The following is a 22,749-nucleotide window of genomic DNA, read 5'->3' on the forward strand; positions in this document are numbered from 1 at the left end:
CCGGCCGGCTCCAGTGGGTCATGGCGTCGACTCTAACGCCAGATCCGGCCGGGGACTGAGTTCCAGCGCTTCACCGGCGACCGGCTCGGCGTTGAGCAGGTCGGTGAGCCAGCCGTGCCCGGGCAGCCGCCCGTACGGCTGGATGTCGATCCACGGCCGGAGCACGAAGGCCCGCAGGTGGGCGCGGGGGTGCGGCAGGGTCAGCTCGGGGTCGTCGCTGAGCACCGGCTCGCCCGCGTCGTCCCAGACCGCGATGACGTCGACGTCCAGGGTGCGCGGCCCGTACCGGCGCCCGGGGTCGCGGGTCCGGCCGGCCGCGGCCTCCGCGGCCCGGGCCCGGTCCAGCCAGTCGCGCGGGCCCGCCGGCGGGTCCGCGACCAGCACCGCCGCGTTCAGGTACGCCGGCTGGTCGGCGTCCCCCCACGGTGGAGTCTCGTAGACCCCGGAGACCACCAGCACCGCGTCGCCGAGCGCGGCCACCGCCGTGCGCAGGTGGGCGAGCCGGTCGCCGAGGTTGCTGCCGATCGACAGCACGGCCCGGGTCATCGGGTACGCCGCATCGTCACGGCCACGTCCCGGAAGGTGTGCGGGATCGGCGCCTCGGGCTTGTGCACGGTGACCGTCGCCGCGCTGACCAGCGGCTCGGCCAGGCAGACCGCGAGCAGCCGGTCGGCGAGCGTCTCGATCAGGTTGACCGGCTCGCCGGTGACCACCGCGACCAGCCGGTCGGCCAGCTCGCCGTAGTGCACGGTGTCGGTCACCTCGTCGGAGCGGGCGGCCGGGGCGAGGTCGAGTTCGAGCACCGCGTCGACGACGAACTCCTGGCCCTGGGCGCGTTCGAAGTCGTAGACACCGTGCCTGCCGCGCGCCCGCAGGCCGGTCAGCTCGATCCGGTCGGTCATCGTGCTTCCTCTCGAGGGCCGGTCGGCGCGGGCGCTCCCGTGCGCGCGCCTTCTCGCTTTGCGGGCCGCGCGCCGTCGTGCCCGGCCCGGCCGGCGGGGTGGGTCGCGGGTTCGGCGACCAGCCGGGGCCGCCCGGTCGCGGCCCAGACGGCCAGCGCGTCGGCGGTGCCGCGGACGTCGTGCACGCGTACCCCCCAGGCGCCGGTGGCGACCGCGAGCAGGCTGGTGGCGGCGGTGGCGACCTCCCGGCCTGCGGTGGGGCGTGGCGTGCCGTCCGGGCCGGCGAGCAGCCGGCCGAGGTACGACTTGCGGCTCGCCCCGAACAGCAGGGGGTAGCCGAGGTCGAGCAGCTCGGGCAGGCGGGCGCTCAATTCCCAGTTGTGCTCGGCGGTCTTGGCGAAGCCGAGCCCGGGGTCGATGATGATCCGGTCGGCGGCGACCCCGGCGGCGAGCGCCTCGTCGATCCGCTGCCCGAGTTCGGCCCGCACGTCGGCGACCACGTCGGTGTAGCTGGCCAGCTCCCGCATGCCCCGCGAGTGACCGCGCCAGTGCATCAGCACCCAGGGGCAGCCGGCGTCGCGTACCACCCGGGCCATGTCCGGGTCGGCCAGGCCGCCGGAGACGTCGTTGACCACGTCCGCGCCGGCGTCGAGGGCCGCGGCGGCGACCGAGGCGCGGGTGGTGTCGATGCTGATCGGCACGCCGGCCGCAGCCAGTTCGCGGATGACCGGGACCACCCGGGCCGCCTCGGTGTCGGCGTCGACCCGGTCGGCGCCCGGCCGGGTGGACTCGCCGCCCACGTCGACCAGGTGCGCCCCCTCCGCCCGCAGTCGCACTCCGTGTGCGACCGCGGCGTCGAGGTCCGCATACCGGCCGCCATCGGAGAAGGAGTCGGGCGTGACGTTGAGGACGCCCATCACCACCGGGGCCTGGGCCCGTACCAGATCGGTCACGACTAGACCGTACCGGTCGTCCCGGGCCGTTCCGGTGGCCCCCGGGCCGACCTTGCACATCGGGGCTGACGTGCGCATTGGAACAGGTGTACGATCGGTCGTCCGGGTCGAATCGGGCCGAGTCTTCGCGGGTTGTCGCAAAGGGGGGCGCGCCGTACTCTGTGGAATTGCCCAGCATCGCGATGGCCAAGCCTGGAGGGAGGGCCGAAGCGGGAAGAATCCCCCCAAAGCTCGCCACTCATCGTGGTGGGTAACGAACGTAGCGTCGATGACGCTGCGCAGAGTGAGCAGATTCCCGCCAGGCTTGCCTACTGCACCGCCGCGGCACCGCCGGCCGCGTTATGGGGAGGTTTCCAGTGATCGCCTTCGAGCTCATGGAGACGGCGTCGTCCGGCGCCGCGCAGGTGCTGCACACCCTGGCGTCGGCTCCACTGGCCGAGCCAGCTCCGAAGGGCATCGACACCAACGGCGTCGTCACGTTCTTCGCCAGCAAGATCGCGCCGATCCTGCTCGCCGTGCTCGGTGTCATCTTCATCGGCCGGGCCAGCCGGGGCGAGATCTCGAAGGTGCTGACCAGCTCGGCCATCGCGATCGTCGGCCTGGCCTTCATCGCCGGCGCCGCCACACTCTTCTTCGTCGGTGACTACCTGATCGACCTGATCTTCGAATAGGCCCGGGCGAGACATGCGGCTGCGCACCGACGACGACATCTACCGGGCCCGCCTGGTCTATCTCGGGCCGCCCGGCTACACCCTTCCCGTCCACCTGCCGTACGCCCAGTACGGCCTGTTCATGCTGCTCGTACCCCTCTACATGTTCATCCACTGGCTGTTCACACTGCAGGTCGAACTCTTCCCCGCGTGGGAGATCGCCCTCGCCATCGTGACCACCTCGTTCATCTTCCGGTACGTCGACCCGGACCGGCCGGCACGGATGGTCATCCGTACCGCGCTCACCGACTGGCGACGCACCCGGGAACCGGCCACCGAGCTGCGGGACCCCCGCCTGGTCGGCAGCCGGATCAGGATCCGGGAGGAACTGGCATGACCGGGCGTACGCCGATCGGGCAGTCGCAGCAGCACGCGGGTGAGGCGGTCGCATGAGTCGCTCTTCCACGCCGGGATATCCGGCCGGAGGTCGCAGCGCCCCGCACGGTGACCGTGCGCGGTCGTTCGACTACCCGGAGGATGAGACGCGGGACGAGGAGACCTACGACCCGGCACTGGTCACCACCCCCGGGTACGGCGGTGTGGGGGTCTTCCAGGCACCCCGCCCGACCGCCGGTCGTGGTACGCCGGTCGAGCCGGTCTCCGCCGCGCCCATCCTGGTCGGCGACGGCACCGACATCGACTCCCCGTTCCTCGACCTGTTCGGTGGCCCACCCCCGGGCACCGCGCCGATCCCGCACCAGCCGGTCGCCCCGCCCGCATCGGCCGCCCCGGCACCCGCGCCCGAGACCCCGTCCACCATCGACCCACCACGGCCACCCGCCATCGAGGCGCCCCCGGTCGTCGACCCGTCCGCCCGTACCCGGGTCCCCCACCAGGGCGGCGACCGGCTGCCCGCGCTGCGTTCGCCCGCCGAGCCCGAGGTGGCCGCGGACCGGCCGGCGGAGACGCCGCCGCAGCGGTCACCGCGCCGCCCCCGGACCGAGCCCTTCCCGCGCCGCGAGGTGGCCGAGGCGGCCCGCCGCCCGGCGGCCGAGCGGAGCGCCGAGCCGGCGGGGCGCGCCGTCGAGGAGCAGGTCCCGGACCCGGCCTGGCCCGAGCCCGACCCGCACGAGGTCGCGGGGCCGTTCCGTGCCGAGGCCGTCGCACCACCCCGCCAGGTGCTCGCCGAGCCGGCCCCGCGCGAGCTCGCCGGCGCCGGCCCGCGGGAGCTGGCCGGGCCGGCCTCCCGGGAGCTGGCGCCGCCGCGGCAGCGGGCGGCCAACAGGCAAAGCACCCCCGCCAAGCCGGTCGGGGTACGCGCCCCGAAGATCAAGTTCGGGGACCGGGACCCGTCGATCGAGCTGGCGATCACCGAGATCGCCGGACACCTCACCTTCACCCCCAACACCGTCACCGCCTGGTACTGGCTGCCCGAGGTGCGCTGGGCGTTCCGCCCGGACGCCGAGCGCGAGGCCCTGCTCTCCGCCATCTCCGAGCAGTACGCCGGCCTGGCCGGGTTCCGGCTGCACCTGCGCCGCACCAGCCGTCCCTTCCCGGCCGACGAGTGGGCCCGCACGATCGACGCGCACACCGCCTCGCCGCTGCCCGACGTGCCCGGCACGGCGGGCTGGGCCGACCATCTGGTCGCCGCCCAACGGCACCTGATGGCGGTCAACCACGCCGAGGGGCAGACCTACCTGGGCGTCACCTTCGCCCGGCGCTCGCTCGGCGACTCGCTCACCGAGCGGCTGCTGCGCGCCTTCGGCCGGGGCACCGCCGACGGCGAACGCCGCAAGCTGGGCCGCACCGTCGAACAGTTCGACGAGGTGCTCGGCGCGTTCGGCATGCGGGGCCGCCGGGTGACCTCCCAGGAACTGGAGTGGCTGCTCTACCGCTCGGTGGCGCTCTGCATGGCCCCGCCCGGCGCGCTCTCCCCGATCACGAACGGCCGGTGGGAGCGTGGCGACCTGCTCGCCCTCACCGAGCAGGTCGAGCGCTACCGCACCCCGTACGGCTCGACGGTCAAGCTGGTCAACCGGATGACCGGCGAGGAACGGCACGTCGCCGTGCTCGCCGTCGGCCGGATGGAACCGCTGGAGATCCCCGAGAAGCACGAGCCCTGGCTGCACTTCCACGAGCGGCTGCCCTGGCCGATGGAGATCTCCACCCGGGTGGACATCCTCGGCTCCGGCGACTCCTTCCGTAACCTCGAGCACCGGCTGCGGATGATCCGCTCCCAGCAGCTCGACTACGCCGAGCACGGCATCGACGCCCCGCCCGAGCTGGAACGCCTGGCCAAGCGGGCGCTGGTGATCGGCGACGAGATGACCACCGGCCTGCCGGTGGACTCCGCCCGGGCGCACGGCTGGCACCGGATCGCGGTCGGCGGCCGGACCCGGGAGGAGTGCCTGGAGCGGGCTCGCCGGCTCATCCAGCTCTACAGTCGCGAGCTGCGCATCTCGCTGCAGCACCCGAAGAACCAGGACTGGCTGGCCCGGGAGTTCATCCCCGGCGAGCCGATCGCCAACACCGGCTACGTCCGGCGGATGCCGGTCAACCTGCTCGCCGCCGCGCTGCCGCAGGCCGCCTCGACCGTCGGCGACCGGCGCGGCGACCTGATCGGGCGTACCGCCGGCACCTGCCGTCGGCCGGTCTTCCTCGACCTGCACTTCCCGATGGAGGTACGCGAGCGCTCCGGCCTGGCGGTCTTCGTCGCCGAGCCGGGCGGCGGCAAGTCGACCCTGCTGGGCGCGCTCGGCTACCTGGCCGCCCGGCGCGGTGTCCAGGTGACCCTGCTGGACCCGTCCGGCCCGCTGGCCCGGCTCTGCGCGATGCCCGAACTGCGGCCGTACGCCCGGGTGCTCAACCTGACCGGCTCCGAGCCCGGGACGCTGGCACCGTACTCGCTCATTCCGACCCCGCTGCGCAGCGAGTTCGGCAGCGGCGCGGCGGGCGACCGGGAGTTCGAGATCGCCATCTCCAACGCCCGCGCCGAGCGCCGGATGCTGGTGCAGGACATCTGCATGATGCTGGTGCCGCCGCAGGTGGCCCGCGAGGCGTCCACCGCGACGCTGTTCCGGCACGCCGTACGCCGGGTGCCGGCGGAGGAGACCTCCACCCTGGACGACGTGGTCGCCTGCCTCCAAGGGATGGACGACGACACCGGCCGGGAGCTGGCGAACCTGCTGCTCGACACCGCCGAGATGCCGCTGGCGATGCTCTTCTTCGGCCGGCCGCCGGAGGGGCTGCTCGGCGCCGACGCGGCGCTCACCGTGATCACCATGGCCGGCCTGCGCCTGCCCGACCTCAAGATCGAGCGGGAGTACTGGTCGGCCGAGGAGGCACTCGCCCTGCCGATGCTGCACACCGCGCACCGGCTCGCGGTACGGCGCTGCTACGGCGGGTCGATGTCGTCCCGGAAGCTGGTCGGCCTGGACGAGGCGCACTTCATGGAGGGCTGGCGCTCCGGGCGGTCCTTCCTGGTCCGGCTCGCCCGCGACTCCCGCAAGTGGAACCTGGCCGCCCTGGTCGCGTCGCAGAACCCGAAGGACATCCTCGGCCTCGACGTGCAGAACCTCGTCTCCACCGTCTTCGTCGGCCGGATTGCCGAGGATACCGAGATCGCCTCCGAGGCGCTGCGGTTGCTCCGGGTTCCGGTCGGCGACGGCTACGAGGCCACCCTGGCCTCACTCTCCGCCGTGGACGCCACCTCGGCCGCCCGACTCGGGTTCCGCGAGTTCGTCATGCGCGACGTGGACGGCCGGGTGCAGAAGGTCCGCGTGGACGTGTCGTACGTCGAGGGGCTGCTGGAGCACCTGGACACCACTCCCGCCGCCCAGGCGGCCCGGGAGCTGCCGACCGTCCTGGCTGATCTGGAGGCGTGACATGGCGAGGACCCGGGCACGGATCACGGCGCTCCTCCTCGCGCTCGGCGTACTCGCCGGTGCCACGATCGTCTGGCCGGCGGTCGGCGCGACACCCGCCTCGGCGGCCCCGGCCGCGGTCCAGGCCCAGGCCGCGGCCGACCTCTGCACCACCAAGGAGTGGCAGGCCGACTTCCGGGCGTGTGTCGCCAAGCTGAAGCAGGTCAGTGAGACCGAGGTCGACTGCCGGAAGCCGCCGGTCCCCTCCGCACCGGACTCGGGACTCGCGGGCTGGTTCGCCTCCCGGCCGGACTCGTCCATGCTCCCAGGCCCGAAGGGTCTCTACAGCGACTACGGCTACGGCGGCTACAGCTTCAACACCTATGACGTGGAGGGCGGCTGCGCCTCCACCGTGCTCCATCCGGACTACAAGTTCACCACCACGGTCGCCAACGGCGAGCTCATGATGGCCACCGCGATCGTCGGCGCCTCGAACGCGTTGCGGGAGCGGGCCTGGGACCCGCGCTCGATGTGGAGTTGGGCCGACCCGCTGGTGGAGAAGGCGACCAAGGCCGTCTACCAGAAGGTGTTCAGCGTCTTCGGCATCATCACCCTCTGCGTGGTGGGTCTCTACCTGCTCTGGCGCTCCCGCCAGTCGGACATGAGCAACGCGATGACCACCGCCGGCTGGGCCTTGCTGGTGATGGTGGCGGTGACCGCGCTGGCGGCCTGGCCGGTCAAGTCGGCCAACATCGCCGACGGCACGCTCATCACCTCCCTCGGTGTCGTTCACGACGCCGTCGGGCCGGCATCCCGGGACATCCCGGCCGGCAGGTGCGTGCTCCCGAACCCGGATGCCTGCGTGGACAAGCGGCCACCGGCTGTCCGGGCCAGCGACACCGCCACCGAGTCGATGCTCTACCGCAACTGGCTGCGCGGGGTACTCGGCTCGGCGGACAGCGAGACCGCCAAGAAGTACGGCCCCGCGCTCTACGACGCCAAGTCGCTCTCCTGGGAGGAGGCCGAGAAGCTCCGGCAGAACTCTGCCACCCGCGGGGCCACGATCAAGGCCAAGCAGCAGCAGTGGATGACGGTGGCAGAGCAGATCAAGTCGGAGGACCCGGAGGCGTACGAGTACCTGACGGGCGCCCGGGACATGGACCGGATCGGCGCCGGCTTCATCGCGGTGCTCGCGTCCCTGCTCTTCGCGATGTTCGACCTCACCGCCTCACTGCTGGTGCTGCTCGGTTTCCTGATCTTCCGGTGGGCGGTGATCGCGGCACCCATCCTGGGCACGGTCGGCCTGCTGCGCCCGGCCAGCGCCGGGCTGCGCCGGCTGGCCAACGCGGTGGTCGCCGCGGTCTTCAACATCGCCATCTTCGGCACCGGTGCCGCGATCTACCTGTTCGCGGTGGATCTGATCATGAGCACGCCCACCCTGCCGGGCTGGCTCCAGGTGGTGCTGGTCTGGCTCTGCGGCGTGGTCGGCTGGCTGCTGCTGCGCCCCTACCGCCGGATCACCCAGCTCGGCGGCAAGGACAGCAGCGAAGCGGTCAGCTCGGCCGGTTCGTGGCACCGCCGCTTCTTCCGCGACATGCGCATCGCCGCGCGACTGGACGTGGCCGAACCCGGCGGCACCGCCGAGCCGACCATTGCCAAGCGGCGGGGACTGGCGCTGGAGCCGTCCACCCTGCGCCCCGAGGCACGCCGCGAAGATCCTTCGCACTCCTCGGTCAGCACGCCGGCTCAGCGGGAGCGGCCGGACGGCCGGGAGCACGCTGGCGAGGCGCAGCCGGCGACGACCACGCCGCGCGAGGGCGGCCGTTCCACCACCGCACCCCGCCCGCGCCGCCGGCAGCCGGCCAACTGGACGGAGCCGGACGTGTCGGAGGAGGCACCGAGCTTCGCGGTCTACCGACCCGACTCGGCCGAACGCGCGCCGGTCAAGCCCAGTCCCCGGGTGCGCTCCGAGGCCCGGTGACGACGATGCGACGCGCGGTGGAGTTCCTGGTCACCCGGGTCCTGCGGTCCCGGATCGGGATCGCGCTCGGGATCGCCGTGCTGGTCCTCGGGGTGATCGGAGGGGCCCGGCTGGTCGCCGGGCCGACGGACTCGACCGCCGGCCTCAGCAACCGGCCCGCGGAGCCGATCACCACGGTGGACCCTGAGGAGGGCGACGACGGGGTGATCGCCACCCCGGCCCCCCAGTCTCCCCCCACGAGGCCCGGTGAATTGACTCCCGAGCAGGCCGCGACACGGTTCACCACCGCCTGGCTCGGTGGTCCGACCAACACGGCCGACCAGTGGCAGGCGAAGCTACGGCCGCTGTCGACGCCGGCACTCACCGGGAAGCTGGCGGGCGTCGACCCGTCCAGGGTGCCGGCGGAGAAGGTCACCGGCGCGCCGACTCTCCGTCCGCGCACCGATGCCTTCACGGAGGTGCTGATCCCGCTGGAGACCGGGCGACTCCGACTGGAGCTGGTGGCACCGGACGGCCGTTGGTTGGTGGACGCCGTGGACTGGGAGCGGGAATGACTGCCGGGTTGCCGGGGGTGGGCCAGCCGCCCCGTCGCCGACTCCGGATCGGCGTCGCCGCCGCGGCGCTGACCTCGACCCTCGCCCTGCTCTGCTGCGGCGGCGGCACCGCCGCCTTCTTCCTCACCAACCTCGGCGGCGACCAGGAGAATCTGGTGGCGGCGGCCCAGGAGTGCGGTGACAACCACCAGGTCGACGTCACCGGCAACATGCCCCGGATGTCCGACTACGGCCAGACACAGATGCGCAACGCCGCCGTCATCATCAAGGTCGGCCAGGGCATGAAGGTGCCGCCTCGTGGCTGGGTGATCGCGGTGGCGACCGCGATGCAGGAGTCGGCCTTGCGGAACCTCGCGAACAGCACCGTCGCCGGGTCCCGTTCGCTGTCGAACGAGGGGGTCGGCGCGGACCACGACTCGGTCGGCCTGTTCCAGCAGCGGGCCGACTGGGGCAGCGTCCCGCAGCGGATGAGCCCGGACTACGCGGCCCGGAAGTTCTACGAGAAGCTGCTCAAGGTCGACGGCTGGGAACGCCTGCCGCTGACCCTCGCCGCGCAGAAGGTGCAGGTCAGCGCCTATCCGGACGCGTACGCCAAGCATGAGGACGTCGCCAGCCAGATCGTCAACGCGCTCGCCGGGGGCGCCGCCCGGACCGTGCAGATCGCGGACCGGACGGTCTGCGACCGGGCCTCGGCCAAGATCATCGCCGCCTCCGGCTGGACGGCGCCGGTCGCCGGTGGGGTGGGCTCCGGCTTCCGCACGGCGAGCCGACCGCGCCACAACGGGGTCGACATCGGCGCCAGCAGAGGTACCGAGATCCACGCCACCTCGACCGGACGGGTGCTGGTGGCGCGCTGCGACCAGGACCGGATGGGCCGGCGCAACTGCGACGTTGACGGCTACCCGGGCAAGGGCGGTTGCGGCTGGTTCGTCGACATCCTGCACGCCGGGGGCTACCTCACCCGCTACTGCCACATGGTGGTGAAGCCGCTGGTGGTCCCGGGCCAACTGGTGAAGGCCGGTGACGTGATCGGTCGAGTGGGCAGCAGCGGCAACTCCTCCGGCCCCCACCTGCACTTCGAGGTGCACCTGGACGGCGACCGCAGCTACGCCGGCGGGACCAACCCGGTGCCGTTCATGCGGCAGCGGGGAGCGCCGTTGGACGGCACGGCGTGAGGTCGTCGGGACGATGACCGGGCCGCTGCCGGACCCCTTCGCCGGTCAGCCTGACTGGGCGCCGCTGCCGCCGCGCCCGATCGGGATCGTGCCCGCCACCGGCCGGGTCGAGCTGCGTGGCCGGCGGGTGCTGGTCGGGCTCCCCGGCCTGGGCTGGCGGGGCGACCTGCGGGCCGACGAACGGGTGGTGCAGGGCAGCCGCACCTACGTCCCGGTCATTCCCGAGCATGAGTGGTACCGGGCGGAGTCCGACCAGGTGGAGGTCTTCGCACCGCTGATCCCGGTGGAGCGGGTCTGGGTGGAGACGCTCGGCAGCCGCCCTGCCCCCGGCGCACGTGGGCGCGAGCGGGGTATCCGGCTGGTCTCCCTGGACGGGCCGACACACCCGGCGCCGACCCCGGTCTTCGAGGCCGATGCGGTCAGCGGCCGCCGGGTGGTGCACGTCGAGAATTCCGTCGAGCACCGGGACCTGCGCGCCGTGACCGAGACCTACTCGGGCGCGGAGGGGGACATCTGCGTCCGGGTGACACCGGAACTGGAGTGGTACCGGTGGGCCTGGCGCGGGCAACCGCCGACCACCCTGGAGGTACCGGTCCACCTGCTCTGGATCGAGTGAGGACGGTCAACCAGCCCGACCGGCCTCGCAGACGCGCCAGTCCTCGCCCAGTTGGGTCCGGAAGCGCCAACGCTGGCGGTCGCTCTGCGAGATCCCGTCCACCGAGGCCGAGATGATGACGTCGGTCTCCACCTGGGCGTTGCCACCCTGCCGCTTCACCTGGAGCGCACCCCAGCTCACCGTGAAGGTCGTCTGGAAGCGCTGCTCACGGGCGATCAGGTCGTCACGAAGGGACCGCAACGCGGACAGCCCGTCGGCGTTTCCCTCGCACGTGAGGAGGCTCGCCCGGGTGTCGTTCCGGTTGACGAGGAACTCGCGCAGGTAGTTGTCCACCACCACGTCGGGCGCGCTCCGGTCCGGAGTGGCGGCTCGCTCGTACAGCACGTACCCGACGACCCCACCGCCCATGCAGAGCAGTGCCAGCACCCCGGCGACCACGGTGAGGACGGTGCGCAGCCGACGCCGCGGCCGCTGGGGCGCCGGAGCGGGCGCGGCGGGGGGCGCCAGATTGTCCGGCGGGGTCCGCTGCGCCGGTACGCGGGAGACCTGGGAACCGGCGGGGGGCTGCACTGATTCCACCCCCTGAGGCTATCGGCTGAGCGCCCCGTACCCAATGCCCCAGATGCCGCGGATCGTGACAGGACAACCCCGGGAGGTGAGAGTTCGGCACCATTTGCGACAAGGCCGGCGCAGCACCGCCGCGCTTCCCGAGCGAGCGGCTCCACCTGGGATACGGTCTGGACCCGGGGAGGTTTCCAACCTCGGAAAGAGGGGTGGACGCGGTGGCCGGTCCGAAGGCTCGCACCAACCGCGCCGCCGCTCTGCACCGGCGGGCCACCGCCACCGCCGCCGCCGCTGCCGGTGTCCTCGACGAGACCCGTCCGGTCCCCGCCGACCAGCGCCGGCAGTACGAGCTGGCGGAACGGCTGCGCGGTGCCGCCGCGCTGCTGGCACCGGGTTGGGCCGGCGCACCGCTGGACACCCTGCCACCGGACACCCCCGTCGGCGAGGACACTCCGCCCTTCGTCCGGATCGGCACGGCGGCGCCATTGGACGACGCCCGTTTCCCCGCGCTGGTGCCGCTGCTCGGCACCGGGCACCTGACGCTCGACGTGGACGCCCGGGAGCCGCGCGCGGCGGGCCTGCTCCGGGCCGTACTCCTGCGCCTGCTGGCCGCCACCCCGGCCGGCTGCCTGCTGGTCCGCGCGGTGGACGCCGCCGGCGCGGGCGACACCTTCGCGCCCTTCGCGGCGCTGGCCGACGCCGGCCTGCTGCCACCCCCGGCGGTCGACGTGGCCGGGCTGCGGGCCGTGCTCACCGAGGCCGAGCAGTGGGTCTCCCCCGGCAGCGGCCGGCCCCGCCGGCACGACCGGACGTTGCTGCTGGTGGTCGCCGGCCTGCCGGAGCTGACCGGGCCGAGCGACCTGGACCGGATCGAGGCGCTGGCCGAGCGGGGCCGGCAGGCCGGGCTGCACCTGGTGGTGGCCGGCTGGCCCCCGGCCGCCGGTACCGCCGCTCGCCCGCCGCTGCCGCAGGCCACCCCGGTGGAGCTGCGCACCGCGTACGCGTTGCTGGGCGACCCGCCGGGCAGCCCGTTCAGCGGGCCGGGGGCGGAGTCGCCAGGCGGGCTGAACTGCCCCGTCTTCGTGGACGAGGACCCCGGGCCGGAGCTGGTCGAGCGGGTGTGTCGCCGGCTGGCCGAGCAGGTGGAGGCGGGCTCCCGGCTCAGCCTGACCGAGCTGCTGCCGCTCGACGCCGACACGCTCTGGGCGGCCACGTCGACCGAGGGGCTCTCCACCACGGTCGGTGACGCCAACGGGCGGCCGGTCACCGTCGGGTTCACCGAGCTGACCCCGCACTGGCTGGTCAGCGGCCGGTCGGACGCCGGTAGGGCCGCCTTCCTCACCAACGCTCTGCTCGGCCTCGCCGCCCGGTACGGCCCGGACGAGCTGGTCCTGCACCTCGTGGACCTCGGCGACGGCGAGTCCTTCGTGGAGTTCCTGCAGACCGAGCGGGACCGCTCCTGGGTGCCGCAGGTACGCGCGGCGGCGATGGCCGCCGACCCGGAATACGTACGGGACCTGTTCGCCCAGTTGGCGGCGGAGACCCGCCGTCGGGAGGAGGCGGGCGCCCGGGCCGGCGGCCAGCGCTTCGCCGAGCTGCGGCAACACCAGTCGCTGCCCCGGATCGTCTGCGTGATCGACAACTTCCCGCTGCTGCTGGCCGACCGGGATCCGGCCGCCGCGGAGGTGTTGGCCGGGCTGGACGGGCTGGCCCGCTCCGGCCGGGCGTACGGGATCCACCTGGTCCTGGCCGGCGCGGGCGACCTGGGCATCGGCGCCGGTCCGGCGCCCCGCGACTCGGTGCTGGGCCAGTTCCCGGTGCGGGTGGCGCTCTCCGGCGGCGGCCCGGTGCTGATGCCGACCAACGACGCGGCCGCGGGCCTCTCGGTGGGCAGCGCGGTGGTCAACACCGCCGGCGGTCTGGGTGGGCCGCGCGGTGCCACCCGGGGGCACGAGCGGTTGGTCCGCTTCCCCGACCCGCACGACGAACCGGACACCGTCGAGCGGCTGCGGCACCGGCTCTGGAAGGCGCGCCCGGAGGGCGCGGCGCCACCGGTGGTCTTCGCCGGCTGGGCCCGCCCACTGCTGCGCAACGATCCGCGGCAGCGGGCCGCCCTGGCGGGGCGCGCGGGCGGGCCGGCCGCGCTGCTCGGCCGGGCGGTGGACGTGTCCCGGACGACGGTCGCCGTGCCGCTCGGCCCGGCGGCGGGTCGCAACCTGGCCGTGCTCGGCCCGGGCGGGGAGGCGGCCCGGTTGTTGGCCAACGCCGCGCGGAGCACGGCGGCGCACCACCCGCCGGGTACGGCCCGGTTCGTGCTCGCGCCGCTGGCCGAGGGCTCGGCACCGCCGGCCGCCGCGTTGGCCGCCGAGCTGGCCGAGCGGCAGCGGGTGGAGACGGTCGACGGACCGGGGCTGCTGGCCGCCCTGGACGATGACGCTCCGGCGTACCTGGTGGTGTTCGGGGTGGACGTGCCGCCGGCGGAGGAGCTGCCGGTGGAGCGGCTGCGGGCCTTGTTGCGGGAGGGGCCGCCGACCGGCACGCACCTGCTGGGCTGGTGGCGGACGGTGCCCCCGTTCACGGCGCTGCTGGAGCCGGACGGCGAGGTCGGCAAGCTCGCCGCGGTCGCCGCGGTGGACGTGCCGGGGGCCCAGCTGGCCGCGGTCTTCGGCCGCCCGGTGCAGTGGCGGCCCCGGCCGGGCCGGGCGGTGCTCTGGGACGGCCCGGGTGAGCAGGGCACCGTGCTGGTGCCGTTCGCCGACGAGGAGGTTCCGGCATGAGCGATCGGGCCGGGCGGCCGGGCGCGAGGCGGCGGCGTGGCGCCACCGACGGTAGGGGGACGGCGGGATGAGCGTCGACGACGTGTCCACGGTGGCGCCGGTGCGGCAGCGGGTCGGCGACGAGCCGGTCCCGCCGCTCGCCGCCGCCTGGACCGACTATCTCGCCGCCGCCCGCCAGCTGGACGGGGTACGCCGGGGCGCGGCGACCGCCGCCGCCGAGCAGGCCCGGGTGGTGGAGGCGGCCCGCGGGGAGCTGACCGAGGTGCACGCCCGGCTGGCGCCGCAGCAGGCCCGGCTGCGGGAGCTGGGCGTACCGGCGATCTCGCTGACCCCGACGCCGCCGGAGCTGACCGAGGCGGCCCGGACGATGGTGGGCGGGCCGACCGCGGTGCTGGCGGCGCTACGCGCGGCCCGGGGCTGGGCGAACGCCGCCGACGGGGTGCTCGCGGCGCGCGGGCCGCTGCGCCCGGCCGGCTGGCCACCGCGGGCCCGCAACCTGCTGGTGTACGGCCCGCTGGCGCTGCTCGTGCCGGTGGTGCAGCTGGTCGTGTTCCTGGCCACCGGTACCGGCCCGACGAGCGTCGGCGCCCTGCTGGTGGGGCTGCCGATGCCGGCGGTGGCGTTCGCGGCCGGCTGGGTGGGCGTCGGGCGGCTGTTCCGGCCCGGCCCGCGCGAACGGCTGGACCGGACGCCCCGGCTGGGGGCGTTGGCCTGCCTGGTGCCGGCGGTGGCGACCACCGGCGGGATCGTGCTGGCCATGCTGGCCGGCTGAGCCGCCGGGGCCGGTACGGCGACGGCCGGCGCCCCCGTGGGGAGGCACCGGCCGTCGAACGTGGATCGGGTCAGCGCGGCATGATCAGTGCCATCGCCTCGGCCCGCGACTTCGCGTCGTGCTGGAGCCCGCCGCGCACGGCGGAGGTGATGGTCTTTGCGCCGCTCTTCTGGATGCCGCGCATCGCCATGCACATGTGCTCACACTCGAGTATCACGATGACGCCACGCGGTTCCAGCTTGCTCATCAGCAGGTCGGCGATCTGCGAGGTGAGCCGTTCCTGCACCTGCGGGCGGCGGGCGAAGACCTCGACCAGCCGGGCCAGCTTGGACAGCCCGGTGATCCGCCCGTCGGGGCCGGGGATGTAGCCGATGTGCGCGCTGCCGTGGAACGGGAGCAGGTGGTGCTCGCAGAGGCTCATCACGTCGATGTCCCGGACGAGGACCAGCTCCTGGTGGTTGGCCTCGAAGGTGGTGCTGAGCACCTGGGCCGGGTCGACCCGGAGGCCGGCGAAGAGCTCGACGTACGCCCGGGCCACCCGCGCCGGGGTCTGCTGGAGGCCGTCCCGGTCCGGGTCCTCCCCGACCGCGATGAGGATCTCCCGGACCGCCTTCTCGATCCGGCCGAGGTCCATGGTCTCCTCGACCGGACGGCCGGTGAGCTTGCCGCTGATCAGTCGGGCGGCAACGTAGTCGAGCACCTCGTCGCCGTCGGGCTCGGTCGACGAGGCGGCCAGCCCCTTCTCGGGGCTGGCCGCGGCGTCGGTGTTCAGTGCGTACCGTCCGAGTTGTTCGAGCCGCCGACGGACGCGCCGTCTGCCTGCGCCTGCGCCTTGAGCTTGTCCTTCTCGGCCGGGGTGAGCACCGGCGGCTCGGTGGAGGGCATCCGCTTGCCGAAGCCGTTGTACGGCGCCATCGGCGGACGCTTGGCCACTCTGGAGCAGATCCGCGCCATGTCGGCGGTGGAGAGGGTCTCCTTCTCCATCAGCTCGAGCACGATGTTGTCCAGGACGTCCCGGTATTCCACCAGAATCTCCCAGGCCTCGTCGTGGGCCAGTTCGATCAGCGCCCGCATCTCGCCGTCGATCTCGGCGGCCACCGAGTCCGAGTAGTCCCGCTCGTGGCCCATGTTCCGGCCGAGGAACGGCTCGTCACCGCTGGTGCCGTACTTGATCGCGCCGAGCTTGGAGCTCATGCCGTACTGCGTGATCATCGCGCGGGCCAGCTGGGTGGCCTTCTCGATGTCGTTGCCGGCGCCGGTGGTCGGCTCGTGGAAGACCAGCTCCTCGGCGGCCCGGCCGCCGAGGGCGTAGGCCAGCGTGTCGACCATCTCCGCGCGGGTCTGGGTGTACTTGTCCTCGGTGGGGAGCACCAGGGTGTGGCCCAGAGAGCGCCCGCGGGACAGGATCGTCACCTTGTGCACCGGCGCGGCGTGCGGCAGCGCCCAGGCGACCAGCGCGTGCCCACCCTCGTGGTAGGCGGTGATCTTCTTTTCCTGGTCACTCATCACCCGGGTCTTGCGCTGCGGACCGGCGATCACCCGGTCGATCGACTCCTCCAGGGAGTCGTTGTCGATCGCCCGCTGGTCCTTACGGGCGGTGAGCAGGGCCGACTCGTTGATCACGTTGGCCAGGTCGGCGCCGCTGAAGCCCGGAGTACGGCGGGCCACCGCGTCGAGGTCGACGTCGGGCTTGAACGGCTTGCCCTTGGCGTGCACCCGCAGGATCGCCTTTCGGCCCTCCATGTCGGGCGCGTCCACCGGGATCTGCCGGTCGAACCGGCCCGGGCGCAGCAGCGCCGGGTCGAGGATGTCCGGCCGGTTGGTGGCGGCGATCAGGATGACGCCGCCCTTGGTGTCGAACCCGTCCATCTCGACGAGCAGCTGGTTGAGGGTCTGCTCGCGCTCGTCGTGGCCGCCGCCCATGCCGGCGCCGCGGTGCCGGCCGACGGCGTCGATCTCGTCGACGAAGACGATCGCCGGGGCGTTCGCCTTGGCCTGCTCGAAGAGGTCGCGGACCCGGCTGGCGCCGACACCGACGAACATCTCGACGAAGTCGGAGCCGGAGATCGAGTAGAACGGCACCCCGGCCTCGCCGGCCACCGCTCGGGCGAGCAGCGTCTTACCGGTACCGGGCGGGCCGAAGAGCAGCACGCCCTTCGGGATCTTGGCGCCCAGTGCCTGGTACTTGGCCGGGTTCTGCAGGAAGTCCTTGATCTCGTGCAGCTCCTCGACGGCCTCATCGGCCCCGGCCACGTCGGCGAAGGTGGTCTTCGGCGTGTCCTTGGTGATCATCTTGGCCTTGGACTTGCCGAAGTTGAGCACCCGGGAGCCGCCGCCCTGCATCTGCGACATGAAGAAGAGCAGCAGGAGCACCAGCAGGGCGATCGGGAGCAGGTTGACCAGCAGGCTGACCCAGACGCTGTCCGACGAGACCTTGGCGTCGGCCGGGCCGGTGACCCGGTTGGCCGCCTTGGCCGCGAGGACCTCGTTCCAGACCTCGTCGCCGACCTGGTACGGGAACTGGGCCTCGATCCGGTCGGTCGTGGTGTCGCCGAACTTGGTCTTGTTCTTCAGGTCGAGCTGGAGCGTCTGCTCCTTGTCCTGGAAGACCACCTTGTTGATCTGGGTGGTGTGCAGCTGATCGAGCGCAACGGAAGTGTCCACCCGGTGGTAGCTGGGACCAGCGGTGAACAGCTGACTGAGCACAACGGCGCCGAGGATGACCAGGATGATCCAGACCACCGGTCGGCGGAAGAAACGCGTACGTTCCATGCTGTTGTCGGGCGCCGAGACGCCCGCATCCTCCTGATCGACATCCTGACCGTCTGATTGGTGTCACCGCCTGCGGCGGCGCCGGAGCCGCCGTGCGGGCCGGCCTCGACCCCGGGGCGCGCGAACTGCCGCGCCACGGTCATTCGACGGTACACCGTTCGTGCCAGATGTGAGCTTGCGAGCCCAGCACTTACGCGGACGGCGAACCAGGGTTTCAGCCTGCGTGGCGGGGAGCTCCGGACCGGCCACCCGACCGCCCGGTCACGCGGGTCGAGGGGCCGGGCGCGGGGGAAACCTCCACGCCACCGACACCTACCGTAGTCGGATTCGCTGAGAGCCCGCTGAACGTCCGCTCGATGGACGCCGATACGGGCAGCTCTCGCGCCCGGGCCGGACCGGCCCGGGCGGGTCGCGGGCTCAGGCCCGGGCGTAGACCTCGGGCTTGAGCACGCCGACGTAGGGCAGCTCGCGGTAGCGCTCGCCGAAGTCGAGGCCGTAGCCGACCACGAACTCGGTCGGGATGTCGAAGCCGACGTACTTCACCGGGACGGGGACCTTCACCGCTTCCGGCTTGCGGAACAGGGCGACCACCTCGACGCTGGCCGCCGACCGGGACTCCAGGTAGCGCAGCAGCCAGGAGAGGGTCAGGCCGGAGTCGACGATGTCCTCGACCACCACGACGTGCCGGCCGGCGATGTCCCGGTCCAGGTCCTTGAGGATGCGGACCACGCCGGAGGAGGTGGTGCCCTGGCCGTACGAGGAGACGGCCATGAACTCCAGCTCGGCCGGGGGGCCGTGCCGGCCCAGCGCCCGGGCGAAGTCGGCCATGAACATGACCGCGCCCTTGAGCACGCAGACGAGCATGAGCCCGTCCTCGACTCCGGCGTAGTCCGCCGAGACCTGCTTGGCCAGCTCCGCGGTCTTCTCGCGGATCTGCGCCTCAGAGATGATCACGTGATCGATGTCGGCGTCGTACCAGGAGCCGTCAGCCATGACTCCTAGCCTGCCGTACGCCGGATGCCCTCCGTCGGCGGGGCCGCCCCTTTTGGCGCGGTCCCGCCTCGGATTTTTTCGGCAATCCGGACCAATCGCCTCAGCAGGTGCGGGACTGCCAGCGACGGCCGTCGTCGGTCGGCTTCCAGTCGGCCGAGTCACGGGTGTCGGCGGCGAGGCCGGCCGAGGAGGCGACGGCCAGGCCGGCGAGAAAGAGCAGTAGCAGCAGAAACTCCATGGCGGCGCTCGCTTTCGCGTGGTTGCTGTCGGTTTCGCCGCCGGTGCGCACCGGACACCACCCAGTTTCCGCCCGCCGCGAGGGGCCGGACAGTGGCAGAAATGCCAGTGGTACTCGATTTACTGCCACCTCTACGGTTACCCTCGTCACATGCTCCGTTCGGTCGCCGTCCTCGCACTCGACCAGGTCGCCCCGTTCGAGCTCGGGGTGCTCGCCGAGGTCTTCGGCACCGACCGCACCGCGGACGGCTTCCCCGGCTACCGCTTCGCGGTGTGCACGGTGGACGGCGGGCCGGTACGGACCGCCGCCGGCTTCGGGCTCACCCCGCACGCCGACCTCGGCCCTCTCGAGGAGGCCGACCTGGTCGCGGTGCCGGCGCACAGCCGGGACTGCGAGGTGCCGCCGCCGGTGCTGGACGCGCTCCGCCGGGCCGTCGACCGGGGCGCGTACCTGCTCAGCGTCTGCTCCGGCGCCTTCCTGCTCGGCGCGGCCGGGCTGCTCGACGACCGGGAGTGCACCACCCACTGGCGGTACGTCGACGAGCTGCAACGCCGCCACCCGCGGGCCCGGGTCCGGTGCAACTCGCTCTACGTCGCCGACGGGCCGGTGCTCACCAGCGCCGGCACCGCCGCCGGCATCGACGCCTGCCTGCACCTGGTCCGCCAGGAGCACGGCTCGGCCACCGCCACCCGGCTGGCCCGGCGGATGGTCGTCCCGCCGCACCGCGACGGCGGCCAGTCCCAGTACGTCGAGGCGCCGATCCCGAAGGCCCCGGAGGCGCCCACCCTGGAGCCGGTCCTGGAATGGCTGATCGGGCACCTGGACCGGCCCACCACCGTGGACGAGCTGGCCGCCCGGGCCGGCATGGCACCGCGTACCTTCGCCCGCCGGTTCCGGGCGGAGACCGGCACCACCCCGCACGACTGGCTGACCAACCAGCGGGTGCTGCTGGCCCGCCGGCTGCTGGAGGAGACCCGGCTCAGCGTGGAGACCGTCGCCGACCGGGCCGGCTTCGGCGACGCCGCCGCGCTGCGCCACCACTTCACCCGCCGGGTGGGCACCACCCCGCAGGCCTACCGGACCACCTTCCGGGACCGGGTCGGGGCGGGTTGATCAGTAGCCGAGCGCCGCGCCGTCGACCCGGGACTCGGTGCCCGCCGCGTAGCCGCCCGACTCCAGGCGCCAGATCGCCTGGCCGTACCCGAAGACCGACGGTTCCTCGGCCACGGCGACCTCGTGGCCCCGGGCGCGCAACCCCGCGACCAGGCCGGGCTCCGCCGCCAGTTCCGGCTCGACCAGCAGGGTCCGCCCGGCGTGCCAGTACCAGCGGGGGGCGTCCAACGCCGCCTGCGGGCCGAGGCCCCCGTCCAGCGCGGCGGAGACTAGCTGCACGTGCCCCTGCGGCTGCATGTGCCCGCCCATCACGCCGAACGGCCCGACCGGGGCGCCGTCACGGGTCAGGAAGCCCGGGATGATGGTGTGGAACGGCCGCTTCGCCGGCGCCACCACGTTCGGGTGGTCGGGGTCGAGGCGGAAGCCGGTGCCCCGGTTCTGCAGCGCGAAGCCGTACCCGGGCAGCACCACGTGCGAGCCGAACGCCTGGTAGGTGGACTGGATCAGGCTGACCATCATCCCGCCCGCGTCGGCCGCGCAGAGGTAGACCGTGCCGCCCCGCTCCGGGTCGCCGGCCACCGGGTCGCCGGCCCGGTCGGTGACCAGGGACCGGCGGGCCGCCGCGTACCCGGGATCGAGCAGGGCGGCGGTCGGCACCGGCGCCCGCTCCGGGTCGGCCACGTGGGCGTGCGCGTCGGCGAAGCCGAGCTTCATCGCCTCGACCTGGCGGTGCAGCCACTCCTCGGGGCCGAGCGCGGCCAGGTCGAGGCCGTCCAGGATGTGCAGCGCGAGCAGCGCCGCGACGCCCTGCCCGGGCGGCGGCAGCTCCCAGACCTCATGCCCGCGGTAGCGGACGCTGACCGGGTCCACCCAGGTCGAGGTGTGCCGGGCCAGGTCGTCGCCGGTGATCAGGCCGCCGGTCCGGGCGGCGTGCCCGTCCAGCGCCTCGGCGATCGACCCCCGGTAGAAGTCCTCCGCGCCGGTCTCCGCGATCCGGCGCAGGGTGCGGGCCGCGTCCGGGTTGCGCCACCGCTCGCCGGGGCGCGGTGCCCGGCCGTCGACGGTGAACACCCGCGCGAACTCGGCGTACTCCTCGCCGACCAGGCCGGCGTGCCCAGCCACCCCGCGGGCCCAGGTGGCAGCGGTGCCGGCGGCGACCGGGTAGCCGTGCTCGGCGTAGCCGACCGCGTCGGTGAAGAGGTCGGCGAAGGGCACCGAGCCGAACCGGTCGTGCAGGTCCCGCCAGCCGGCCGGGGCGCCCGGCACGGTCACCGGCAGCCAGCCCCGGGCCGGCATCGCCGGACCGCACGCCTGGGCGCCGCCGAGCGCGTCCACCGGCTCGGCCGCCCGCCGCCCCGTCGCGGTCAGCACCATCTCCCGGGTGAGCGCCGCCGGCGACCGGCCGGCGGCGTTCAACCCGTGCAGCCGCTCGCCGTCCCAGACGATCGCGAACAGGTCGCCGCCGATGTCGTTCGAGGGCGGCTGCAGCACGGTCAGCGCGATCGCCGTGGCCAGCGCGGCGTCGACGGCGTTGCCGCCGCGCCGCAGCACGGCCAGGCCCACGGCCGCCGCGAGCGGCTGGCTGGTCGTGACGGCCCCGTGCGGGGCGAAGAGCGGCTGTCGGGGGTACGCCATCCGCCATGTCTACCGCCTCCGGCGGCTCCCGACGAGACCCCGCCCCCGCCTCCGCCATGTCGGCGATGTCGCGGTCTCGACGGTCCCCGGAAACCGCAATATCGGCGACATGGAGTCGATCAATCGGCGGTCGGCCCGGTCGGGGTCAGGCGGTGACGGTCAGGCGGCCGTCGTGGCGGGCCACCCGCAGCCCGCCGGGCAGGTGCACGGTGCCCTGGCCCCGCCAGTCGGAGACCAGCGCGTCCAGCGCCGCGACGTGCCGGTGCGAGAGCGCGCTCGGCGGGGCGCCCAGCTCACGGGCCCAGGCGTGCAGCACCCGGCCGCGAACCGCCGCCGGCAGCGCGGCCAGTGCGGCGACGGAGAGGCCGCCCCCGACGGCCCGCACCCCGGCCGGCGCGGTGACGGGCAGCCCGTCCGGAGCGGGCCGGTCGGCCGGCGGGGCGGCGAGCGCGGCGGTCGCCAGGTCGTCGAGCGCGGCGGTGTCGGCGGCCACCAGTTGGGCGGTGCGGGCCAGGTTGTCCAGCACCCCGTCGCCGAGCGCCCGGACCAGCACCGGCAGCACGTCGGTGCGCACCCGGGCCCGGGCGTACGACGGGTCGGCGTTGTGCGGGTCCTCCCACGGGGTCAGCCCGAGCGCGGCGCACGCCTTGCGGGTCTGCTCCCGGGTCACGTCCAGCAGCGGGCGCAGCAGGGGCACCCCGTCCAGCTCGCGGCGCCGCGGCATCCCGGCCAGCCCGCGCGGGCCGGCGCCCCGGGCCAGCGCGAGCAGCACCGTCTCGGCCTGGTCGTCCCGGGTGTGCCCGGTGAGCAGCGCGGCCGCCCCGTGCCGCCGGGCGGCGGCCACCAGCGCCTGGTAGCGGGCTTCCCGGGCGGCCGCCTCCGGGCCACCGGGACGCCCGGCCACGGTCACCGGCACCGATTCGACCGGATCCAGGCCGACCTCGCCGGCCCAGCGGGCGACGGCGGCGGCACGCTCGGCCGAGCCGGCCTGCAGGCCGTGGTCGACGGTCACCAGGCCGGCGCGCCGGCCCGACCGGGGCGCCACGAACGCGGTGGCGGCGGCGAGGGCGAGCGAGTCCGCCCCGCCCGAGCAGGCCACCAGGACCGGCCCCGCACCGGCCGGCAGCCCGGCCAGCGCGCGGCGGACCGCGACCCGGATCGCGGCGACCGGCGGAGCGAGGGCGGCCACGG

The 22,749-nt window shown here is 73.9% G+C and carries 20 protein-coding genes; 10 read left to right on the forward strand and 10 right to left on the reverse strand.

Annotated elements, in window-relative coordinates; genetic code table 11:
• Positions 1 to 18 precede the first annotated feature (18 nt).
• The 3 genes from folK to folP are packed head-to-tail and all read right to left on the reverse strand — an operon-like array spanning position 19 to position 1,855.
• Positions 19 to 546 (reverse strand): 2-amino-4-hydroxy-6-hydroxymethyldihydropteridine diphosphokinase, encoded by a 528-nt coding sequence (gene folK / locus ACLQ2U_RS02955; protein WP_425748958.1) that lies wholly within the window; start codon positions 544 to 546, stop codon positions 19 to 21.
• Entirely contained in the window at positions 543 to 902 is a 360-nt protein-coding gene (folB, locus tag ACLQ2U_RS02960) for a dihydroneopterin aldolase (RefSeq protein WP_425748959.1), read from the reverse strand. The genes folK and folB overlap by 4 nt, the downstream gene beginning before the upstream one ends.
• The gene (gene folP / locus ACLQ2U_RS02965) at positions 899 to 1,855 is read right to left on the reverse strand and encodes a dihydropteroate synthase (RefSeq protein WP_425748960.1); all 957 of its coding nucleotides are present in this window, start codon (positions 1,853 to 1,855) and stop codon (positions 899 to 901) included. The genes folB and folP overlap by 4 nt, the downstream gene beginning before the upstream one ends.
• Before the next feature lie 356 nt (positions 1,856 to 2,211).
• Between folP and ACLQ2U_RS02970 the strand changes: the two genes are divergently transcribed.
• From ACLQ2U_RS02970 to ACLQ2U_RS03000, 7 genes are read left to right on the forward strand one after another with little or no spacing between them, the layout of a single operon-like run.
• Positions 2,212 to 2,526: a hypothetical protein gene (locus ACLQ2U_RS02970; protein WP_425748961.1), complete on the forward strand. Its 315-nt coding sequence runs from the start codon at positions 2,212 to 2,214 to the stop codon at positions 2,524 to 2,526.
• Positions 2,527 to 2,539: 13 nt separating this feature from the next.
• Positions 2,540 to 2,902 (forward strand): hypothetical protein, encoded by a 363-nt coding sequence (locus ACLQ2U_RS02975; RefSeq protein WP_425748962.1) that lies wholly within the window; start codon positions 2,540 to 2,542, stop codon positions 2,900 to 2,902.
• Between the two features lie 52 nt (positions 2,903 to 2,954).
• Positions 2,955 to 6,389 (forward strand): ATP-binding protein, encoded by a 3,435-nt coding sequence (locus tag ACLQ2U_RS02980; RefSeq protein WP_425748963.1) that lies wholly within the window; start codon positions 2,955 to 2,957, stop codon positions 6,387 to 6,389.
• 1 nt (position 6,390) lies between these two features.
• A complete protein-coding gene (locus ACLQ2U_RS02985; RefSeq protein ID WP_425748964.1) occupies positions 6,391 to 8,349 on the forward strand; it encodes an MFS transporter in 1,959 nt (652 codons plus the stop codon).
• Positions 8,346 to 8,903 (forward strand): hypothetical protein, encoded by a 558-nt coding sequence (locus tag ACLQ2U_RS02990; protein ID WP_425748965.1) that lies wholly within the window; start codon positions 8,346 to 8,348, stop codon positions 8,901 to 8,903. The genes ACLQ2U_RS02985 and ACLQ2U_RS02990 overlap by 4 nt, the downstream gene beginning before the upstream one ends.
• Positions 8,900 to 10,078, forward strand: a complete 1,179-nt coding sequence (locus ACLQ2U_RS02995) for a M23 family metallopeptidase (RefSeq protein WP_425748966.1) — start codon at positions 8,900 to 8,902, stop codon at positions 10,076 to 10,078. Before ACLQ2U_RS02990 ends, ACLQ2U_RS02995 begins: the two co-directional genes overlap by 4 nt.
• Before the next feature lie 13 nt (positions 10,079 to 10,091).
• Positions 10,092 to 10,694 carry a hypothetical protein gene (locus tag ACLQ2U_RS03000; protein ID WP_425748967.1) on the forward strand — a complete coding sequence of 201 codons (603 nt, stop codon included), beginning with the start codon at positions 10,092 to 10,094 and terminating at the stop codon, positions 10,692 to 10,694.
• Between the two features lie 6 nt (positions 10,695 to 10,700).
• Here the strand turns inward: ACLQ2U_RS03000 and ACLQ2U_RS03005 are convergent, their stop codons facing one another.
• A complete protein-coding gene (locus tag ACLQ2U_RS03005) occupies positions 10,701 to 11,264 on the reverse strand; it encodes a hypothetical protein (protein WP_425749324.1) in 564 nt (187 codons plus the stop codon).
• 203 nt (positions 11,265 to 11,467) lie between these two features.
• Between ACLQ2U_RS03005 and ACLQ2U_RS03010 the strand changes: the two genes are divergently transcribed.
• Positions 11,468 to 14,035 carry an FtsK/SpoIIIE domain-containing protein gene (locus ACLQ2U_RS03010; RefSeq protein ID WP_425748968.1) on the forward strand — a complete coding sequence of 856 codons (2,568 nt, stop codon included), beginning with the start codon at positions 11,468 to 11,470 and terminating at the stop codon, positions 14,033 to 14,035.
• 67 nt (positions 14,036 to 14,102) lie between these two features.
• Positions 14,103 to 14,807, forward strand: a complete 705-nt coding sequence (locus ACLQ2U_RS03015) for a hypothetical protein (protein WP_425748969.1) — start codon at positions 14,103 to 14,105, stop codon at positions 14,805 to 14,807.
• A gap of 70 nt (positions 14,808 to 14,877) precedes the next feature.
• On the opposite strand, the gene folE is transcribed toward ACLQ2U_RS03015, so the two are convergent.
• The 4 genes from folE to ACLQ2U_RS03035 form a co-directional block, all read right to left on the reverse strand.
• On the reverse strand, positions 14,878 to 15,543 hold the full coding sequence (folE, locus tag ACLQ2U_RS03020; RefSeq protein WP_425749325.1) for a GTP cyclohydrolase I FolE: 666 nt from the start codon (positions 15,541 to 15,543) through the stop codon (positions 14,878 to 14,880).
• 32 nt (positions 15,544 to 15,575) lie between these two features.
• Positions 15,576 to 17,579, reverse strand: coding sequence for an ATP-dependent zinc metalloprotease FtsH (ftsH, locus tag ACLQ2U_RS03025; protein ID WP_425748970.1), 2,004 nt, complete (start codon positions 17,577 to 17,579; stop codon positions 15,576 to 15,578).
• 417 nt (positions 17,580 to 17,996) lie between these two features.
• Positions 17,997 to 18,572, reverse strand: coding sequence for a hypoxanthine phosphoribosyltransferase (hpt, locus tag ACLQ2U_RS03030; RefSeq protein WP_425748971.1), 576 nt, complete (start codon positions 18,570 to 18,572; stop codon positions 17,997 to 17,999).
• 100 nt (positions 18,573 to 18,672) lie between these two features.
• Complete coding sequence (locus ACLQ2U_RS03035; protein ID WP_425748972.1) at positions 18,673 to 18,810, reverse strand: hypothetical protein; 138 nt, start codon at positions 18,808 to 18,810, stop codon at positions 18,673 to 18,675.
• Between the two features lie 150 nt (positions 18,811 to 18,960).
• Here ACLQ2U_RS03035 and ACLQ2U_RS03040 point away from each other — a divergent pair, with 150 nt between their 5' ends.
• Entirely contained in the window at positions 18,961 to 19,923 is a 963-nt protein-coding gene (locus tag ACLQ2U_RS03040) for a GlxA family transcriptional regulator (protein ID WP_425748973.1), read from the forward strand.
• Here ACLQ2U_RS03040 and ACLQ2U_RS03045 read toward each other — a convergent pair whose 3' ends face one another.
• Both ACLQ2U_RS03045 and tilS read right to left on the reverse strand, forming a co-directional pair.
• Complete coding sequence (locus ACLQ2U_RS03045; protein ID WP_425748974.1) at positions 19,924 to 21,558, reverse strand: gamma-glutamyltransferase family protein; 1,635 nt, start codon at positions 21,556 to 21,558, stop codon at positions 19,924 to 19,926.
• Between the two features lie 145 nt (positions 21,559 to 21,703).
• Positions 21,704 to 22,747 carry a tRNA lysidine(34) synthetase TilS gene (gene tilS / locus ACLQ2U_RS03050; RefSeq protein WP_425748975.1) on the reverse strand — a complete coding sequence of 348 codons (1,044 nt, stop codon included), beginning with the start codon at positions 22,745 to 22,747 and terminating at the stop codon, positions 21,704 to 21,706.
• Between the last annotated feature and the right edge of the window lie 2 nt (positions 22,748 to 22,749).

It is taken from the genome of Micromonospora sp. DT47 (genome assembly GCF_049844475.1).
Classification (GTDB): domain Bacteria; phylum Actinomycetota; class Actinomycetes; order Mycobacteriales; family Micromonosporaceae; genus Micromonospora.

What these genes read in the sequence shown, in the direction of transcription:
- folK (WP_425748958.1), bottom strand. Translation starts at nt 546, where the DNA reads ATGACCCGGGCCGTGCTGTCGATCGGCAGCAACCTCGGCGACCGGCTC.
- folB (WP_425748959.1), bottom strand. Translation starts at nt 902, where the DNA reads ATGACCGACCGGATCGAGCTGACCGGCCTGCGGGCGCGCGGCAGGCAC.
- ACLQ2U_RS02975 (WP_425748962.1), top strand. Translation starts at nt 2,540, where the DNA reads ATGCGGCTGCGCACCGACGACGACATCTACCGGGCCCGCCTGGTCTAT.
- ACLQ2U_RS02980 (WP_425748963.1), top strand. Translation starts at nt 2,955, where the DNA reads ATGAGTCGCTCTTCCACGCCGGGATATCCGGCCGGAGGTCGCAGCGCC.
- ACLQ2U_RS02985 (WP_425748964.1), top strand. Translation starts at nt 6,391, where the DNA reads ATGGCGAGGACCCGGGCACGGATCACGGCGCTCCTCCTCGCGCTCGGC.
- ACLQ2U_RS02995 (WP_425748966.1), top strand. Translation starts at nt 8,900, where the DNA reads ATGACTGCCGGGTTGCCGGGGGTGGGCCAGCCGCCCCGTCGCCGACTC.
- ACLQ2U_RS03000 (WP_425748967.1), top strand. Translation starts at nt 10,092, where the DNA reads ATGACCGGGCCGCTGCCGGACCCCTTCGCCGGTCAGCCTGACTGGGCG.
- ACLQ2U_RS03015 (WP_425748969.1), top strand. Translation starts at nt 14,103, where the DNA reads ATGAGCGTCGACGACGTGTCCACGGTGGCGCCGGTGCGGCAGCGGGTC.
- ftsH (WP_425748970.1), bottom strand. Translation starts at nt 17,579, where the DNA reads ATGGAACGTACGCGTTTCTTCCGCCGACCGGTGGTCTGGATCATCCTG.
- hpt (WP_425748971.1), bottom strand. Translation starts at nt 18,572, where the DNA reads ATGGCTGACGGCTCCTGGTACGACGCCGACATCGATCACGTGATCATC.
- ACLQ2U_RS03035 (WP_425748972.1), bottom strand. Translation starts at nt 18,810, where the DNA reads ATGGAGTTTCTGCTGCTACTGCTCTTTCTCGCCGGCCTGGCCGTCGCC.
- ACLQ2U_RS03040 (WP_425748973.1), top strand. Translation starts at nt 18,961, where the DNA reads ATGCTCCGTTCGGTCGCCGTCCTCGCACTCGACCAGGTCGCCCCGTTC.
- ACLQ2U_RS03045 (WP_425748974.1), bottom strand. Translation starts at nt 21,558, where the DNA reads ATGGCGTACCCCCGACAGCCGCTCTTCGCCCCGCACGGGGCCGTCACG.